We start from the raw sequence: 15,560 nt of genomic DNA on the forward strand, positions 1-15,560 counted from the left end.
CCAGAGGTGGCTCGTACGGGGGTGCGGGTCTGTCGGCGCTCCCCGGTAGGCTTTTTGCCATGAGTGCTGTTCCTCGTTCAGAGAAGCCGGCGGGCCGGTTCCGGCGCATGCTCGACCGGCTGTCCTCGTCCCAGGAGGACCTGGAGAGCGAGGAGCTGCGGGAGGACACGGACACCGCGGGCTGTACGCGGATCTGTGACTGCCACGACCGACAGATAGTGACGGTTACTGGTACCTTGCGCACGGTCACGCTGCGCCCGCGGGCCGGTGTGCCGGCCCTGGAGGCCGAGCTGTTCGACGGTTCGGCCGCCCTGGACGTGGTGTGGCTCGGCAGGCGCTCCATCGTCGGGATAGAGCCGGGGCGCAAGCTGATCGCATCCGGTCGGGTCTCGATGAGCCGGGGCCGTAGGGTGCTCTTCAACCCGAAGTACGAACTCAGACCGCTCGGACGGGAGTAGCCGGTGACGTCGCTCGACAAGCCGACGGAGGACGCCGCCCACGGCGCCCAGGACACGACCGGTGTCCAGGACGACCCCCAGGACTCCAGGGCGGTGACCGAGGCCGCGCTGTTCGAGGCCTTCGGCGGGGTGCGCGGCATGGTCGAGACCGTGGTGCCCGGCCTCCTCTTCGTCACCATCTACACGATCAACAAGGACCTGCACTCGTCGGCCCTCGCGGCCCTCGGTGTCTCCCTGCTGCTGGTCGTGGTGCGGCTGGCCAGGAAGGACACCGTGAAGCACGCCTTCAGCGGTGTCTTCGGCGTCGCCTTCGGCGTGGTCTTCGCGATGATGACCGGCAACGCGAAGGACTTCTACCTGCCGGGCATGCTCTACACGCTGGGCATGGGTCTCACGTACATCATCACCACCCTCGCGGGCGTGCCGCTGATGGGGCTGATGCTCGGGCCGGTGTTCAAGGAGAACCTCTCCTGGCGGACCCGTAACCCCGGCCGCAAGAAGGCGTACGCGAAGGCGAGTTACGCCTGGGGCGCGATCCTGCTCGGCAAGTGCGCCATCCTCTTCCCGCTGTACTGGTGGGCCGACACCGAGCAGCTCGGCTGGGTGCTCGTCGCGCTGAAGATCCCGCCGTTCCTGCTGGCCGTCTGGCTGACCTGGGTGTTCCTGGCCAAGGCGCCGGCGCCGATCGACGTGTTCGCGGAGATGGAGGCGGCCGAGCAGGCCGAGAAGGAGCGCAAGGCCGCCGAGCGGGCGGCCCGCACGGGCGACTGAACCACGAGCCGAGGCACCGGCCGACCGATCCTCGGCCGAAGGCCACGCGGCTGATCCTTGATCGAAGCCACCGGCGGCTGCTCCTCGGCCCGAGCCACCGACGCCGAACCACGCACGAAGGGGCGCCCGGATATCTCCGGGCGCCCCTTCGCCGTGTCCGGCGGGTCAGCTCGTCGCGTCCTCGCGGCGGACCGACAGCAGATCCTCCAGCTGCTCCTCGCGAGCCTGGGCGGCGACGAAGAGGAGCTCGTCGCCGGCTTCGAGGGAGTCCTCCCGGGTCGGGGTGAGGACCCGGGTGCCGCGGATGATCGTCACCAGGGACGTGTCCTCCGGCCACTCGACCTCGCCCACCTGCGTGCCGGCCAGCGCCGACTCCGGCGGGAGGGTCAGCTCGACCAGGTTGGCGTCACCGTGGCTGAAGCGGAGCAGACGCACCAGGTCGCCGACGCTCACCGCCTCCTCGACCAGGGCCGACATCAGCCGGGGCGTCGACACGGCGACGTCCACGCCCCACGACTCGTTGAACAGCCACTCGTTCTTCGGGTTGTTGACCCGGGCGACCACACGCGGGACGCCGTACTCCGTCTTCGCCAGCAACGAGACGACCAGGTTGACCTTGTCGTCGCCCGTCGCGGCGATCACCACGTTGCAGCGTTGCAGCGCGGCCTCGTCCAGCGAGGTGATCTCGCAGGCGTCGGCAAGCAGCCACTCCGCCATGGGGACGCGCTCGACCGAGATCGCGGTCGGCGCCTTGTCGATGAGCAGGATCTCGTGGCCGTTCTCCAGCAGTTCGCCCGCGATCGAGCGGCCCACCGCACCGGCTCCGGCAATGGCGACCCTCATCAGTGACCGCCCTCCTCGTCGGGACCCTCGGCGAAGGATGCCTCGACCTTCTCGACGTCGTCCGTACGCATCATCACGTGCACCAGGTCGCCCTCCTGCAGCACCGTCTGCGAGGTGGGCAGGATGGCCTCACCCAGGCGGGTGAGGAACGCGACGCGGACGCCCGTCTCCTCCTGCATCTTGCTGATCTTGTGGCCCACCCAGGCCGAGGACGCGTGCACCTCGGCGAGCTGGACGCCCCCGGTGGGGTCGCGCCACAGCGGTTCGGACCCGGCGGGCAGCAGTCGGCGGAGCATCTGATCGGCCGTCCATCGGACCGTGGCGACCGTGGGAATGCCCAGACGCTGGTACACCTCGGCCCGGCGGGGGTCGTAGATCCTCGCCGCCACGTTCTCGATGCCGAACATCTCGCGGGCGACGCGGGCGGCGATGATGTTCGAGTTGTCGCCGCTGGAGACGGCCGCGAACGCGCCAGCCTCCTCGATGCCCGCCTCACGCAGCGTGTCGCGGTCGAAGCCGACACCGGTGACACGGCGGCCACCGAATCCCGAGCCCAGACGACGGAAGGCAGTGGGGTCCTGGTCGATCACGGCGACCGTGTGCCCCTGTTGCTCCAGGGTCTGGGCGAGGGTCGACCCCACTCGCCCGCAGCCCATGATGACGATGTGCACGACCGTCCTTCCGGTGTCAATAGCTGGTGTTCAGCCGAAACGGCAAAAACAGGGTCTCAGACCGTGGCCCAAGCTACACACGCGCGGTCCGCCAAGGGCACCCCCGTGCAGCACCCGTCAGGTGGGCGAGCGCCGACGGCTGATCCGGCGGACGCTGATCATCGTCAGAACACCGAGGCCGACGAGCGACACGAGTGCGCCGATCAGCTCCGCGGTCGCCGCCTGCATGGGGCCTCCAGAGATGCGGTGGGACGGACGGGATTCGTCATATAGACATCAGGACGCCCCTATTAGGCCTGAGGATGCGTCACGTGACGCACCTCGCAGTGTCGCCCGGGGAGATTTCACCCAGGGGCCCGCCGGGATTTCACCCGGATGTGCCCAGAACCAGTCGGGGCGCTTACGATCCTCTGCGTGTCCAAACTGACCGACCTGCCCAAACGGATTCTGATCGGGCGCGCTCTGCGCAGCGACCGGCTCGGCGAAACGCTCCTGCCGAAGCGCATCGCACTCCCCGTCTTCGCCTCCGACCCGCTCTCGTCCGTGGCGTACGCACCCGGCGAGGTCCTGCTGGTCCTCTCCATCACGGGCGTGTCGGCCTACCACTTCAGCCCCTGGATCGCCGTCGCCGTCGTCGTGCTGATGTTCACCGTGGTGGCGTCCTACCGGCAGAACGTGCACGCCTATCCGAGCGGCGGCGGCGACTACGAGGTGGCCAACACCAACCTCGGTCCCAAGGCCGGTCTCACCGTCGCCAGCGCGCTCCTCGTCGACTACGTCCTCACCGTCGCCGTGTCGATCTCCTCCGGCGTGGAGAACCTCGGCTCGGCCATCCCCTTCTTCGTCGAGCACAAGGTGCTGTGCGCGGTCGGCATCATCGTGCTCCTCACGCTGATGAACCTGCGCGGGGTGAAGGAGTCAGGCAAGCTGTTCGCGATCCCGACGTACGTCTTCGTCGTCGGCGTCTTCGCGATGATCGCCTGGGGTGCCTTCCGCGGGCTGGTCCTCGACGAGACGATGCGGGCACCCACCTCGGACCTGGAGATCAAGCCCGAGCACGAGGGGCTCGCCGGCTTCGCGCTGGTCTTCCTGCTGCTGCGCGCCTTCTCCTCCGGCTGCGCCGCGCTGACCGGCGTCGAGGCCATCTCCAACGGCGTCCCCGCCTTCCGCAAGCCCAAGTCGAAGAACGCGGCCTCCACGCTCGCCGCGATGGGCCTGCTCGCCGTCACCATGTTCTGCGGCATCATCGGCCTCGCCATGGCCACCAACGTGCGGATGGCCGAGAACCCGGCGGTCGACCTCGTGCGCGACGGCACCCCGGTCGGCGAGTCCTACGTCCAGAACCCGGTGATCTCGCAGGTCGCGGCCGCCGTCTTCGGCGACGGAACGTTCTTCTTCATCGTGCTGGCCGCCGCCACCGCCCTGGTTCTCTTCCTGGCCGCCAACACCGCGTACAACGGCTTCCCGCTGCTCGGCTCGATCCTCGCCCAGGACCGCTACCTGCCGCGCCAGTTGCACACCCGCGGCGACCGCCTCGCCTTCTCCAACGGCATCGTGCTCCTCGCGGGCGCCGCCGTCCTGCTGGTGTGGATCTACGGCGCCGACTCGACCCGGCTGATCCAGCTGTACATCGTCGGTGTGTTCGTCTCCTTCACGCTGAGCCAGACGGGCATGGTCCGGCACTGGAACCGTCATCTGCGCACCGAGAAGGACCAGGCCAAGCGGCGCCACATGGTCCGCTCGCGGGCCATCAACACCTTCGGCGCCTTCTTCACCGGGCTCGTCCTGATCGTCGTCCTCGTCACCAAGTTCACGCACGGCGCCTGGGTGGCCCTGCTCGGCATGGTGATCTTCTACGCGACGATGACCGCGATCCGTAAGCACTACGACCGGGTCGCCGCGGAGATCGCCGCGCCCGACGGCCCCAGCGACGACGTCGTACGGCCGTCCCGGGTCCACTCCGTGGTGCTGATCTCCAAGATCCACCGCCCGACCCTGCGCGCCCTCGCGTACGCCAAGCTGCTGCGCTCGCACACCCTGGAGGCGCTCAGCGTCAACGTCGACCCGGCCGAGACCAAGGCGCTCCAGGAGGAGTGGAACCGGCGCGGCATCGACGTACCGCTGAAGGTCCTCGACTCGCCGTACCGGGAGGTCACCCGGCCGGTCATCGAGTACGTCAAGGGGCTGCGCAAGGAGTCGCCGCGCGACGCGGTGTCGGTCATCATCCCCGAGTACGTGGTCGGCCACTGGTACGAGCATCTGCTGCACAACCAGAGTGCGCTCCGACTCAAGGGACGCCTGCTGTTCACGCCGGGTGTCATGGTGACCTCCGTGCCGTACCAGCTGGAGTCCTCCGAGGTCGCCAAGCGGCGCGCACGCAAGCGGCAGGAGTGGAGCGCGCCGGGCTCGGTGCGGCGTGGTCCGGCGCACGAGCGGTCCAAGACGCCGACGAAGGAATCCTCGGCCAACCAGAGCTGAGTCACCGGTCAGCGGAGCGGCGCCTCGCGAGGGCGGGGCGCCGCTCCGGTGGTCGGCGGCCGGACGGCACCCACGTAGACTGGTGGGCTGTTGTCCGGCCGTTGTCGCTTCCCTCTCTCCTGGAGTCACCCCGCCATGCAGGCAGAACCGAAGAAATCGCTGGTGGGGGAGGAGTACGAGGTCGAGGTCGGCCCCGTCGCCCATGGTGGCCACTGCATCGCCCGTACGGCGGAGGGGCAGGTCCTCTTCGTCCGGCACACGCTGCCCGGTGAGCGCGTCGTCGCCCGGGTGACGGAAGGCGAGGAGGGCGCGCGCTTCCTGCGGGCCGACGCCGTCGAGGTGCTCGACGCGGCCAAGGACCGCATCGAGGCACCCTGCCCCTACGCCGGCCCCGGCCGGTGCGGTGGCTGCGACTGGCAGCATGTGAAGCCGGGCGCGCAGCGCCGCTTCAAGGGCGAGGTCCTCGCCGAGCAGCTGCGGCGGCTCGCGGGCCTCACGCCCGAGGAGGCGGGCTGGGACGGCACGGTGATGCCGGCCGAGGGCGACAAGGTCCCGGCGGGCGAGGTCCCCGCGTGGCGCACGCGTGTGCAGTACGCGGTGGACGCCTCGGGGCGCGCGGGTCTGCGCCGCCATCGCTCCCACGAGGTCGAGCCGATCGACCACTGCATGATCGCGGCGCCGGGCGTGAGCGAGCTGGGCATCGAGAAGCGGGACTGGTCCGGTATGGAGTCGGTCGACGCGATCGCGGCGACGGGTTCACAGGACCGTCAGGTGATCCTCACGCCGAAGCCGGGGGCGCGGCTGCCGATCGTGGAACTGGACAAGCCGGTGTCGGTGATGCGGGTCGGGGAGAAGGACCGGGGTGTGCACCGTGTCCACGGGCGCCCCTTCGTCCGTGAGCGCGCCGACGACCGCACGTACCGGGTCGGGAGCGGCGGTTTCTGGCAGGTCCACCCCAAGGCCGCGGACACCCTCGTCAAGGCCGTCATGCAGGGCCTGCTGCCCCGCAAGGGCGACACCGCGCTCGACCTGTACTGCGGGGTCGGACTCTTCGCGGGCGCCCTCGCCGACCGGGTCGGCGAGAAGGGGGCCGTCCTCGGCATCGAGTCCGGCAAGCGGGCGGTCGAGGACGCGCGGCACAACCTCGCGGAGTTCGACCGCGTACGGATCGAACTGGGCAAGGTCGAGGCGGTGCTGCCGCGCACCGGGATCACCGAGGTCGACCTCGTTGTCCTGGACCCGCCCCGCGCGGGCGCGGGCCGCAAGACGGTGGAGCACCTGTCCACGCTGGGCGCCCGCCGCATCGCGTACGTCGCCTGCGACCCCGCTGCGCTGGCCCGCGACCTGGGGTACTTCCGCGAGGGGGGGTATCGGGTGCGGATGCTGAGGGCGTTCGATCTGTTCCCGATGACGCATCATCTGGAGTGCGTGGCGATCCTTGAGCCGGCCGTAAAGGGATCCTGACCTGCGGTTCTGCGCATGCGCATGGTGTTCGGTGTGGGCGTTACGAGCGATATCGTGACGCTGAAATGACGCTCATTTGACGCTCGTTCTGATGAGGTGTCAGGCGGCTGCCCCCACCTGGCTCTGGCTCACCTTCGCCGGTTTCGCGCTCATGGCTGCCGTCTACGCCGTCAAGGGCGAATCCGTTGCTGTCGGCCACCTGGACCGCTACGTGCCGGGGGCCCGGTACTGGACTTGCCCGGCTTTGCGCAAGGCATCCATGGTTTCGTCAATGCTCAGGAGAACGGTGGTCTCGAACGAGCTGAGTGCGCCGCCTCCGCTGATCGCCAGGGCGACCGCGGCCATGGAGACGTTGTCGGGGGCCTCCCACAAGTTATAGCCGTCGCGGGTGCCGAACGCGTACCAGAAGCCGTGCAGCTTGCCGCCGACGGACTCAATGTACGACTCAGCGGCCTTTGAGCGGTCCTCTGGGTGGCTGATGAGTCTCGCCCACGTCTCCGGCGTGTAGCTGAACCTTGATAGATAGAGCGGCATCATGTCTCCCTTTCGTCCCAGCAAGGGATGCCCCCGCAGGGGGAGATACGCCCGAGGCCGCGCGCATCTCCCCCGAATGGCCGGAACGATGAGCGGCTCCGCCCGCATCGGACGGGTGTACCGGTCGGCAAGAGGCGAGGGTCTGCGTGTGTGGCGGGCGCGCATGGCCTCCGGGCCGACCCCGGCGAAGTACGCAGCTTCAGGTGTCGCAGGAGGCGACCACCCGCAGGCCGCGTTCGAACCGATCCGCGGGCCGGAGCGGATGGCTCGCCGACATGCTCAGGATGCTGGAGTCGTACGACTGCTGCGCGCGACGCGGTGCCGCCTCGTCCCAGAGGCGCGGTGCGCGGACGCGGCGCTCAGTCCCCTACCTCTCCGGCGTCGATGCGCCGCCCCCGCGAGGCGTCCACCACGACGGGAGTGCCGTCCGGGATGCGTCCCTCGAGCCGGTCGAGCAGGGACTTCACCGGCGGCAGCTCTCCGGGGGCACGGACGTGGATGTACATGGTCCGGGACTGGGCGTCGACACTCGTGACGGTCGCGTCCGGTTCGTCGGCGAGCCATTGCCGCGCGGCGTCCCTGGTCCGGCCGGTCCACGCGTTGAGCAGCAGAGTGGCGACGGTGTCGGCCGTCAGCGGAACGAGCACGACGACGAAGAGCAGGGCCATCGCGGCGTACGTCCTGGGGGCGGGGCGCCCGGCCCTCTTGTCGGTCTCCGTGCCGTAACCGAGCGTGGCGAACACCACCATGCCGGCGCAGACCAGGGCGAAAAGGTTGGACACGAACAGTGCCACCGCGCCCAGCGCCAGCCATCCCGACAGCTTGCCCAGGCACACCCCCGCCACCACCAGGGGCGGGACGAGGGAGATGGCGATCGCGACTCCGGGCAGCACGGCGGCGACGTCACGGCGGGCCAGCGCGACCGCACCCGCCAGACCCGTCGCCAGGGCCGCGATCAGGTCCATCAGGCCGGGCGACGTCCGGGACGAGATCTGGCTGTTGGACAGCAGGTCGTAGTCGCCGGGCAGGGCCACCGACATGACCATCCCGATCGCGATCACCAGCAGGCACGCCAGGAGGACGACCACTGCGGATCCGGTGCGGCGGCGCTGCACCGACCCGAGGGCGATGCCCATGATCGGCGTGGAGAGAGGCGCGATGATCATGGCGCCGATCACGGTGGCCGTCGAATCCGTCAGCACCCCGCCGGCCGCGATGACCGCCGACAGCGTCAGCATCGTCCAGAACGCCGAACGCTTGGACGTGGTGTCCCCGGAGGACAGGATCAGATCCTCGGTCAGTTCGTCCAGCGAGCGGCGCTGAGAGGTCGGCAGCACACGGGCACGCACCTTGCTGATCATGGCTCCAAACAAACCACGATCAGCACGGGGGCCACGGGTAGGACACGGGCAGGGGCATGCGCAGGGCACGGCTGCCGATGCCCGGCACCGGACCGGCCCCGGTCCTCAGTGGAGGATCTTCATGGCGTACAGCACCCCGTGGGCGTCGGCGGAGTCGCCCACGGCCAGGCCCCGGCTGCGACGGTGTACGACCGGCCGCTGGTGACGACGCCGGACTGCTCGGTCACCGCGGCGGTGTCGGGGCAGTACACCGTGTGCCCGTCCCGGCCGGCGGATGCCCGACGCGCATGATGGCCGGACTGCTGTGGCAGGGGCGCGCGCACTGATCATGCGCCGGTATGCCGACACCGACGCCGACTCGCACCGGCCCCAGAACGCGCCCTGCCCCTGCGGCGGCGGACGCAAGTGGGCCCACGGCCACGGCACGCCCGTAGCCACGAACACGGCGAGCAGGCCCGGAGGGCGGTGAGCGGCCCGGCGGGCGAAGGCGCCGGGCGCGCGTGCGTGGAGGTCGCGGCGCGGCGTACGGCTGTGCCGCGCCGGGCTCACGATCATTCCGCCTGCCGCGCGGGGCCACGTCGGTTCGCTCGGCTGCTCAGCTTTCCGCCTCGCCTGCGGTGAGGCCGGCGAGGGCGGCGTCGAGGCGGCGGGTGGCCTCCTCGGCGATGGGGCGCAGGGTGTCGAGTTCGGCGAGGGCGACCATCGTGCCGGGGTCCAGAGCCTGTACGGCCGTGCGGTCGCCGTCGCGGCGGACGACGACGTTGCAGGGCAGCAGCAGGCCGACGGAACGGTCGGTGTCCAGCGCGCGGTGGGCGAGGGACGGGTTACAGGCGCCCAGGATGACGTAGTCCTCCATGTCGTGATCGAGCTTGGCCTTGAGGGTGGCGGTGACGTCGATCTCGGTGAGGATGCCGAAGCCCTGGGCGGCCAGAGCGTCGCGGGTGCGGGCGACGGCGGTGGCGAAGTCGATGTCGAGGCGCACTGTGCGGTCGTAGCGCATGGACGGGACCCTTCTCGGTGGCTCGGGCGGGGCGGGACGAGTGTGCGGACCTGTGCGAGGCACTCGGACGAGGCATCCGGGGGTTTCCCGCCCCTGTAAATACCCCCAGGGGTACCTGCGTTACCTTCGGAAGTATACCCCCTGGGGTAATTGCTTCATCGGAAGGGAGCACAACGTGTTCTTCGTCGACACGATCGAGGTGTCCGGGCTCGGCAACCGCGGCTATCTCGTCGGCGGTGAACGGACGGTCTTGGCGGTCGACCCACCACGCGACGTCGACCAGGTGATCGCGGCAGCCGCGCGGCACGGGGTACGGATCTCGCACGTGACCGAGACGCACGTGCACAACGACTACGTCACCGGCGGCCCGGAACTCGCCCGGATCGCGGGCGCGGCCTACCTCGTACCGGCCGGGGCGCGGGTGTCGTTCGAGCGGACACCCGTGCGCGACGGCGACGTCACGACCCTCGACACCGGCCTTGCGCTACGTGCGCTCACCACGCCCGGGCACACCCCGCACCACACCTCCTACGTGCTGGAGGCCAACGGCACGGCGGTCGCCGTGTTCACCGGCGGGTCCCTGCTCACCGGCACCGTCGGCCGGCCCGACCTGGTCGAACCGAGACTGACGGAGCGGCTGGCCCGTGCCCAGCACGCGTCCGCCCAGCGGCCGGCCGCCGGACTCCCGGACGACACCGCCGTACTGCCCACGCACGGCTTCGGCAGCTTCTGCTCGTCCGCCCGGGCCGAGGGCCGCGACGCGACCATCGGCAAGGAGAAGGTGTCCAACGAGGCCCTCACCCGGGACGTCGACACCTTCGGCGCCGACCTGTTGGCCGGGCCCATGTGCCCGCCTACTACGCGCACATGGGCCCGGCCAATGCCGCCGGACCCGACCCCGTCGACCTGACCCCGCCCGCCGTCGCCGATGCCGACGAGATCGCCGGGCGGCTGGACTCGGGGGAGTGGGTGGTCGATCTGCGCAACCGGGTCGCGTTCGCCGCCGGGCATGTCTGGCGGGTCCTTCAACTTCGAGGCGGAGGGGCAGCTCGCCACGTATCTGGCCTGGCTGATCCCGTGGGGCAAGCCGGTCACGCTGCTCGCCGAGTCGCCCGCGCAGCTTGCCGCCCCCCAGCGGGAGTTGGTCCGGGTGCGCATCGACCGCCCGGCCGCCGCGGCCACGGGCGGCCCGGCCGACTGGGTGCGTGAGGGCGAGGCACCGGCCTCCTTCCGGCGGGGTTCCTTCGCCGACCTCGCGGGGCGGGGCGCAGAGGTCGTCCTGGACGTGCGCCGGGCCTCGGAGCGGGTCGGCGGGTATGTCGAGGGATCGGTGCACATCCCGGTCCACACCCTGCACGGCCTCCTCGACGAGGTTCCTGAGGGCGAGGTCTGGGTGCACTGCGCGGGCGGTATGTGCGCCGCGATCGCCGCCTCCCTGCTGGACGCCTCGGGCCGTGACGTCATCGCCGTGGACGACTCCTTCGAGGAGGCCGAGAGGGCGGGACTCGCCCTGCGGACTCCCTGACGACGTCGGCCTCCGTGGAGGCCGCCCCACCTTTCCCGACGACCGGCGAACAGGAGCCAGAAACCGAGATGAGCATCTTCATACGGGTCCGGGGCTGTCCGGGACGCGTGAGTGTGCGGGAGGCGGCCACACGCACCGGGCACGACAACACGCAGAGCGGCGGTGACGCCGTTCTGCTCGACGTGCGCGAGTCCTACGAGTGGCAGGCGGGCCACGCCCCGCGCGCTGTGCACCTGTCCCTGTCGGCGCTGTTCGCCGGGGCGGGGCTGCCCCCGCACGCGCAGGCGCGACCCCTGATCGTGATCTGCCGCTCCGGCAACCGCTCCCGGCAGGCCGCAGAGCTGCTCGTCGCCCGCGGCTCTGAAGCCGTCGACGTGATCGGCGGCATGCTGGACTGGGCCGAAGCGGGGTTGCCGGTGGTCGACATACGCGGACAGGACGGCATGGTCGCGTGAGCGCGCTCCTCCTCGCACTGGCCGCCGGGGCTGTGATCGGCCTGGCGCTCGGTGCGCTCGGGGGCGGCGGCAGTGTCCTGGCCGTTCCCGCGCTGATCTATCTGCTCGGATTCAGCCCGGTCGGGGCGACGACCGCGAGTCTGGTCATCGTCACCTCGGTCACCGCGCCGGTCGCGCATGCCCGTGACGGGCATGTGCGGTGGCGTACCGGGCTGCTGTTCACGGCGGCCGGGATCGGCCCGGCGATGCTCGGCGGCGCGCTCGCCGCGCGCGTCCCGCAGGCGGCGCTGACGGCGGCCTTCGCCCTGGTCGCGGGAGCGGCCGCCGTGCGCATGCTGAGGTCGCGGGCGGCCGCGGAGGGTGTGGTGACGGTGCGGCCGGGGCGCGCGGCGGCAGCCGGGGCCGGGCTCGGCGTGGTCACGGGAGTCCTCGGTGTCGGCGGCGGCTTTCTCGCCGTCCCGGCGCTGGTGGGGTGCTCGGCATGCGGATGCGCGACGCGGTGGGCACCAGCCCGCTGGTCATCACCGTCAACTCGATCGCCGCGCCGGCGACCCGGGCCGACACGGTCGAGGCGTTGGACCGGGCTGTCGTCGGACCGTTCATCGGGGCCGCGATCCTCGGTGCCTGGGACGGCAGGCGGCTGGCCGGGAAGGTACCCGGGCCCTCGCTTCAGCGGATCTTCGCCCTCATGCTGCTGGCCGTGGCCGCCTTCATGCTGATCGACGCGGCGGTGTGAGGCAGGCCGCGAGGCATGATCACGCCAGGGACAGGAACAGCTTCTCCAGCCGGGAGCGCATCGCCTCCGGGTCCTCACCGTTCCTGCGGCCGGACTCGATGTCGCTCACGCACTGCTGCAGGCCCGTCGCGATGATCGCGAAACCGGCCCGGTCCAGCGCGCGCGAGGCGGCGGCGAGCTGCGTGACGACGTCCTCGCAGTCGCGCCCCTCCTCGATCATCCGGATCACACCGGAGATCTGACCCTGTGCCCGGCGCAGCCGGTTCAGTACGGCCTTCAGGTCCGCGCCCTCAAGCTCCAGTTCCACGATCACTCCTCACAAATACCCCTATGGGTATTGTACCGTCCTCATGCGGGACGCCTTCGACCATTAAGGATCACACCTGCGATGGCGAACGCCTCGAATCGATGCCGCGCTCACCCCCTGTGCGTCAGTGCGCTTCCGTCGATCCCGCGGTGGTCTTCCGGCGCACGTCGTCCATGTCGACGGCGCGAATCCTCGCGATGAGTTCCTCCAGTGCCTGCGGTGGCAGTGCGCCGGGCTGCGAGTACAGGACGGTCCGGTCGCGGACGGCCATCAGGGTGGGGATGGAGGAGATCTGGAAGGCTCCGGCGAGTTCGGGCTGGGCCTCGGTGTCGATTTTGCCGAAGACGATGTCCGGGTGGCGCTCGGACGCCTTGTCGTAGACGGGGCCGAACATCCGGCACGGTCCGCACCAGGCGGCCCAGAAGTCGATCAGGAGGATGTCGGAGCCGGCGACGGTCTCGTGGAAGTTGTCCTTGGTCAGTTCGACGGTCGGCATGGGCTTTTCCTCTGCTCGGATATACCCGGTGGGGTATGTGACTCCGTTGGTTCAACCGCTGCCGGTGCGCGTTTGTTCCACGCAGGCGGGCGGTAGCGGGAACCAGCGCATGCGCTCGAAGTCGGCCGGCAGGCCGGTGGGGCCGTCGTCGAGCCGGTCGGGACGGGCGGCCAGCACCTCTCGGGCACGGGCAAGTTGACCGGCCAGTGCCTCCTCGCCGAGCCGGCGACGGCGGACGGCCGGGGCGGAGATCCGGCCGTCGGCGCCGAAGCGCACGTCGGTCAGTCGCAGGGGAGCGTCGGCGGGGCCGCTGTGATGGCGCCACTGCCCGGTGTACGAGTCGAAGCGGTAGTCGGGAAGCAGCCGATGCCCATGCGCCGCGATCAGGTCGACGGCGTCGATGAGGTAGTCGCGGACGGTATCGCTGATGAAGTAGTTGAAGTTCACGCGGACCCAGCCGGGCTTGATCCCGTCGCAGCCGTGCACGACCTCGTCGAGCAGGGCGTGGGAGGTGGGGGCGTCGATCGACAGCAGCCGGTGGCCGTAGGGGCCCGCGCAGGAGCAGCCGCCGCGCGCCTGGATGCCGAAGAGGTCGTTGAGCAGGGCCACGACGTAGTGGTGATGCAGATGGGCGTGGTCCCCGTGGCGGATCCGGAAGGAGACGATGGACAGCCGACGGGCGCGGTGGTTGCCGAGGATCTCGATGCCGCGGTTGCCCTCCCAGACCGCGAGCGCGCGCTGCCAGTGGCGTTCTTCCGCGGCCTGGATGGTCTCGGTCCCCACCGCCTGCTTGAGGGCGAAGACCAGCCCGGCCCGGATGGACTCCACGATCGCCGGGGTGCCGCCCTCCTCCCGGGCCACCGGGTCGTCGAGATAGCGGTGGGCGATCGGGTCGACGAAGGCGACCGTGCCGCCGCCGGGAGCCGTGGGCACCCGGTTGCGCACCAGTTCGCGCCGGACGACGAGGACCCCCGGGGTCTGCGGACCGCCGACGAACTTGTGCGGCGACAGGAACAGCGCGTCCTTGTGGTCTCCGGCGCCTGGAGAGCTCTCGGCCACTCGGATCGGGATGTACGGTGCCGCCGCCGCGTAGTCCCAGAAGGACAGCGCGCCGTACGCGTGCAGCAGACGCGCGATGCGGTCGGCGTCGGTCAGGATGCCGGTGACGTTGGAGGCGGCGGAGAAGCAGCCGATCAGCAGCGGACGGTCGGCATGGTGCCGTAGCTCCGTTTCGAGTCCGGCGAGGTCGACATGGCCGTCGGCGTCCTCGTCGATCACCACGACATCGGCGATGGACTCGCGCCAGGGCAACTCGTTGGAATGGTGCTCATAAGGGCCCACGAACACGACGGGCCGCTCGTCCGGGGGCGGTCGGTCCGGGCGGCGCAACTGGAGGATGCCGACCAGCTTGTTGACCGCGGCGGTGGCGCCCGACCCGCAGAAGACCACCAGATCCTCCTCGGTGCCGCCGATCGAGTCCCGGATGATCCGGCGGGCGTCCTCGCGCAGCCGGGTGGTCTGCAACCCGGTGCTGGAGCTTTCGGTATGGGTGTTGCCGTAGCGCGGCAGCACCTGCTCGCGGACGAGGTCCTCGACGAAGTCCAGAGACCGCCCGGAGGCGGTGTAGTCGGCGTAGACGATCCGCTTCGGGCCGTAGGGGCCCTCCAGCACCTCGTCGTCGCCGATGATGCCGCCGCGGGTGCGGCTCAGCAGCGCCGGCACGGTCGGTGCCGAGGCCGTACTCATGGCGCCGGCTCGATGTCGATGCGGGGCGGCTGGTGGAGGGTGTTGTGGACCGTGCAGTGCGAGGCCACGGCCAGCAGGGCCGCACGCCGCCGCTCGGGCAGTTGCGGCGGCGGGACGATGACGAGGCGCACGGAGGCGACCCGGGCCGGGCGGTCGGCGGCCATGGTGAATTCCGTGCGGACGCGCAGGCCGGCCCGGGGCAGGCCGTGACGCTGGAGGTAACGGCCCGCGTAGAACGCCACGCAGGTGGCCAGGGAGGCCGCGAAGAGCTCGGTGGGGGTGGGCGCGGTGTCCGTGCCGCCCGCCTGGAGGGGCTGGTCGACCTGGAGGCGGTGTCCGCGAACGTCCACGGTGTAGGCGTCGCCTTCGACGTGCGTGACCTCCAGGTGACGCACCTCCGGGGACAGGGGGTGGCTCGTGCCGAGGGTCTGGGGTGTGCTGGCGGTCATGGCCGGGCCCCTCTCTCTGGTGTCGACTGCTCCGGACTCCAGTCGACCGCTGAGCGCGGTGTGGGGGGAGGGGCCGACGGGGTGCGCCGGGGACCGTTCGGCCCGTGTGCTCACTGATGCGGAAAGATACCCTGGTGGGTATTTTATCAGGACCTTCGTGGCGGGCACATGGGCCCCGGGGCGGTCTCGGCCCCTTCGCGCGCACCCCTCAGTCATCGCCACCGCCTCCCTGGGCATGTTCGCGACTCCCCCACGTGAGCCCGTGA

14 protein-coding genes and 2 pseudogenes are annotated in these 15,560 nt (G+C 70.6%); 7 read left to right on the forward strand and 9 right to left on the reverse strand.

Annotated features, from left to right (window positions below; genetic code table 11):
• Positions 1 to 59: 59 nt before the first annotated feature.
• Entirely contained in the window at positions 60 to 458 is a 399-nt protein-coding gene (locus AOK15_RS25785) for an OB-fold nucleic acid binding domain-containing protein (RefSeq protein ID WP_079049391.1), read from the forward strand.
• Positions 459 to 461: 3 nt separating this feature from the next.
• Positions 462 to 1,229 (forward strand): DUF3159 domain-containing protein, encoded by a 768-nt coding sequence (locus AOK15_RS25790; protein ID WP_055520745.1) that lies wholly within the window; start codon positions 462 to 464, stop codon positions 1,227 to 1,229.
• Positions 1,230 to 1,394: 165 nt separating this feature from the next.
• Here AOK15_RS25790 and AOK15_RS25795 read toward each other — a convergent pair whose 3' ends face one another.
• Positions 1,395 to 2,072 (reverse strand): potassium channel family protein, encoded by a 678-nt coding sequence (locus AOK15_RS25795; protein ID WP_055520746.1) that lies wholly within the window; start codon positions 2,070 to 2,072, stop codon positions 1,395 to 1,397.
• A complete protein-coding gene (locus tag AOK15_RS25800) occupies positions 2,072 to 2,743 on the reverse strand; it encodes a potassium channel family protein (protein ID WP_055520747.1) in 672 nt (223 codons plus the stop codon). The genes AOK15_RS25795 and AOK15_RS25800 overlap by 1 nt, the downstream gene beginning before the upstream one ends.
• 414 nt (positions 2,744 to 3,157) lie before the next feature.
• Here AOK15_RS25800 and AOK15_RS25805 point away from each other — a divergent pair, with 414 nt between their 5' ends.
• The gene (locus tag AOK15_RS25805; RefSeq protein ID WP_055520748.1) at positions 3,158 to 5,221 is read left to right on the forward strand and encodes an APC family permease; all 2,064 of its coding nucleotides are present in this window, start codon (positions 3,158 to 3,160) and stop codon (positions 5,219 to 5,221) included.
• A gap of 135 nt (positions 5,222 to 5,356) precedes the next feature.
• Positions 5,357 to 6,685 carry a class I SAM-dependent RNA methyltransferase gene (locus AOK15_RS25810; protein WP_055520749.1) on the forward strand — a complete coding sequence of 443 codons (1,329 nt, stop codon included), beginning with the start codon at positions 5,357 to 5,359 and terminating at the stop codon, positions 6,683 to 6,685.
• Positions 6,686 to 6,892: 207 nt separating this feature from the next.
• Here AOK15_RS25810 and AOK15_RS25815 read toward each other — a convergent pair whose 3' ends face one another.
• The 3 genes from AOK15_RS25815 to AOK15_RS25825 form a co-directional block, all read right to left on the reverse strand.
• Positions 6,893 to 7,219: a GYD domain-containing protein gene (locus AOK15_RS25815; RefSeq protein WP_055520766.1), complete on the reverse strand. Its 327-nt coding sequence runs from the start codon at positions 7,217 to 7,219 to the stop codon at positions 6,893 to 6,895.
• A gap of 359 nt (positions 7,220 to 7,578) precedes the next feature.
• A complete protein-coding gene (locus tag AOK15_RS25820) occupies positions 7,579 to 8,580 on the reverse strand; it encodes a DUF389 domain-containing protein (protein WP_055520750.1) in 1,002 nt (333 codons plus the stop codon).
• Between the two features lie 595 nt (positions 8,581 to 9,175).
• Positions 9,176 to 9,580 carry a DUF302 domain-containing protein gene (locus AOK15_RS25825; RefSeq protein ID WP_055520751.1) on the reverse strand — a complete coding sequence of 135 codons (405 nt, stop codon included), beginning with the start codon at positions 9,578 to 9,580 and terminating at the stop codon, positions 9,176 to 9,178.
• A gap of 175 nt (positions 9,581 to 9,755) precedes the next feature.
• Between AOK15_RS25825 and AOK15_RS25830 the strand changes: the two are divergent.
• The 3 genes and pseudogenes from AOK15_RS25830 to AOK15_RS25840 all read left to right on the forward strand — a co-directional run bounded on the left by AOK15_RS25830 (position 9,756) and on the right by AOK15_RS25840 (position 12,296).
• Positions 9,756 to 11,105, forward strand: a pseudogene (locus AOK15_RS25830) (MBL fold metallo-hydrolase).
• Positions 11,106 to 11,173: 68 nt separating this feature from the next.
• Entirely contained in the window at positions 11,174 to 11,560 is a 387-nt protein-coding gene (locus AOK15_RS25835) for a rhodanese-like domain-containing protein (RefSeq protein WP_205632229.1), read from the forward strand.
• Positions 11,557 to 12,296 (forward strand): annotated as a pseudogene (locus AOK15_RS25840) (sulfite exporter TauE/SafE family protein). The gene AOK15_RS25835 and the pseudogene AOK15_RS25840 overlap by 4 nt, the downstream one beginning before the upstream one ends.
• Before the next feature lie 19 nt (positions 12,297 to 12,315).
• On the opposite strand, the gene AOK15_RS25845 reads toward AOK15_RS25840, so the two are convergent.
• The 4 genes from AOK15_RS25845 to AOK15_RS25860 all read right to left on the reverse strand — a co-directional run bounded on the left by AOK15_RS25845 (position 12,316) and on the right by AOK15_RS25860 (position 15,294).
• Entirely contained in the window at positions 12,316 to 12,603 is a 288-nt protein-coding gene (locus AOK15_RS25845) for a metal-sensitive transcriptional regulator (protein WP_055520768.1), read from the reverse strand.
• 124 nt (positions 12,604 to 12,727) lie between these two features.
• On the reverse strand, positions 12,728 to 13,099 hold the full coding sequence (trxA, locus tag AOK15_RS25850) for a thioredoxin (RefSeq protein WP_055520752.1): 372 nt from the start codon (positions 13,097 to 13,099) through the stop codon (positions 12,728 to 12,730).
• Between the two features lie 51 nt (positions 13,100 to 13,150).
• On the reverse strand, positions 13,151 to 14,845 hold the full coding sequence (locus tag AOK15_RS25855; protein WP_055520753.1) for an aminotransferase class V-fold PLP-dependent enzyme: 1,695 nt from the start codon (positions 14,843 to 14,845) through the stop codon (positions 13,151 to 13,153).
• The gene (locus tag AOK15_RS25860) at positions 14,842 to 15,294 is read right to left on the reverse strand and encodes an OsmC family protein (protein WP_055520754.1); all 453 of its coding nucleotides are present in this window, start codon (positions 15,292 to 15,294) and stop codon (positions 14,842 to 14,844) included. Before AOK15_RS25860 ends, AOK15_RS25855 begins: the two co-directional genes overlap by 4 nt.
• Between the last annotated feature and the right edge of the window lie 266 nt (positions 15,295 to 15,560).

The organism is Streptomyces ossamyceticus, from assembly GCF_001418475.1.
Taxonomy (GTDB): domain Bacteria; phylum Actinomycetota; class Actinomycetes; order Streptomycetales; family Streptomycetaceae; genus Streptomyces; species Streptomyces ossamyceticus.

Coding starts and splice junctions, on each gene's coding strand:
- trxA (WP_055520752.1), bottom strand. CDS start 13,099: ATGCCGACCGTCGAACTGACCAAGGACAACTTCCACGAGACCGTCGCC.
- AOK15_RS25860 (WP_055520754.1), bottom strand. CDS start 15,294: ATGACCGCCAGCACACCCCAGACCCTCGGCACGAGCCACCCCCTGTCC.
- AOK15_RS25820 (WP_055520750.1), bottom strand. CDS start 8,580: ATGATCAGCAAGGTGCGTGCCCGTGTGCTGCCGACCTCTCAGCGCCGC.
- AOK15_RS25835 (WP_205632229.1), top strand. CDS start 11,174: ATGAGCATCTTCATACGGGTCCGGGGCTGTCCGGGACGCGTGAGTGTG.
- AOK15_RS25785 (WP_079049391.1), top strand. CDS start 60: ATGAGTGCTGTTCCTCGTTCAGAGAAGCCGGCGGGCCGGTTCCGGCGC.
- AOK15_RS25810 (WP_055520749.1), top strand. CDS start 5,357: ATGCAGGCAGAACCGAAGAAATCGCTGGTGGGGGAGGAGTACGAGGTC.
- AOK15_RS25825 (WP_055520751.1), bottom strand. CDS start 9,580: ATGCGCTACGACCGCACAGTGCGCCTCGACATCGACTTCGCCACCGCC.
- AOK15_RS25855 (WP_055520753.1), bottom strand. CDS start 14,845: ATGAGTACGGCCTCGGCACCGACCGTGCCGGCGCTGCTGAGCCGCACC.
- AOK15_RS25795 (WP_055520746.1), bottom strand. CDS start 2,072: ATGAGGGTCGCCATTGCCGGAGCCGGTGCGGTGGGCCGCTCGATCGCG.
- AOK15_RS25815 (WP_055520766.1), bottom strand. CDS start 7,219: ATGCCGCTCTATCTATCAAGGTTCAGCTACACGCCGGAGACGTGGGCG.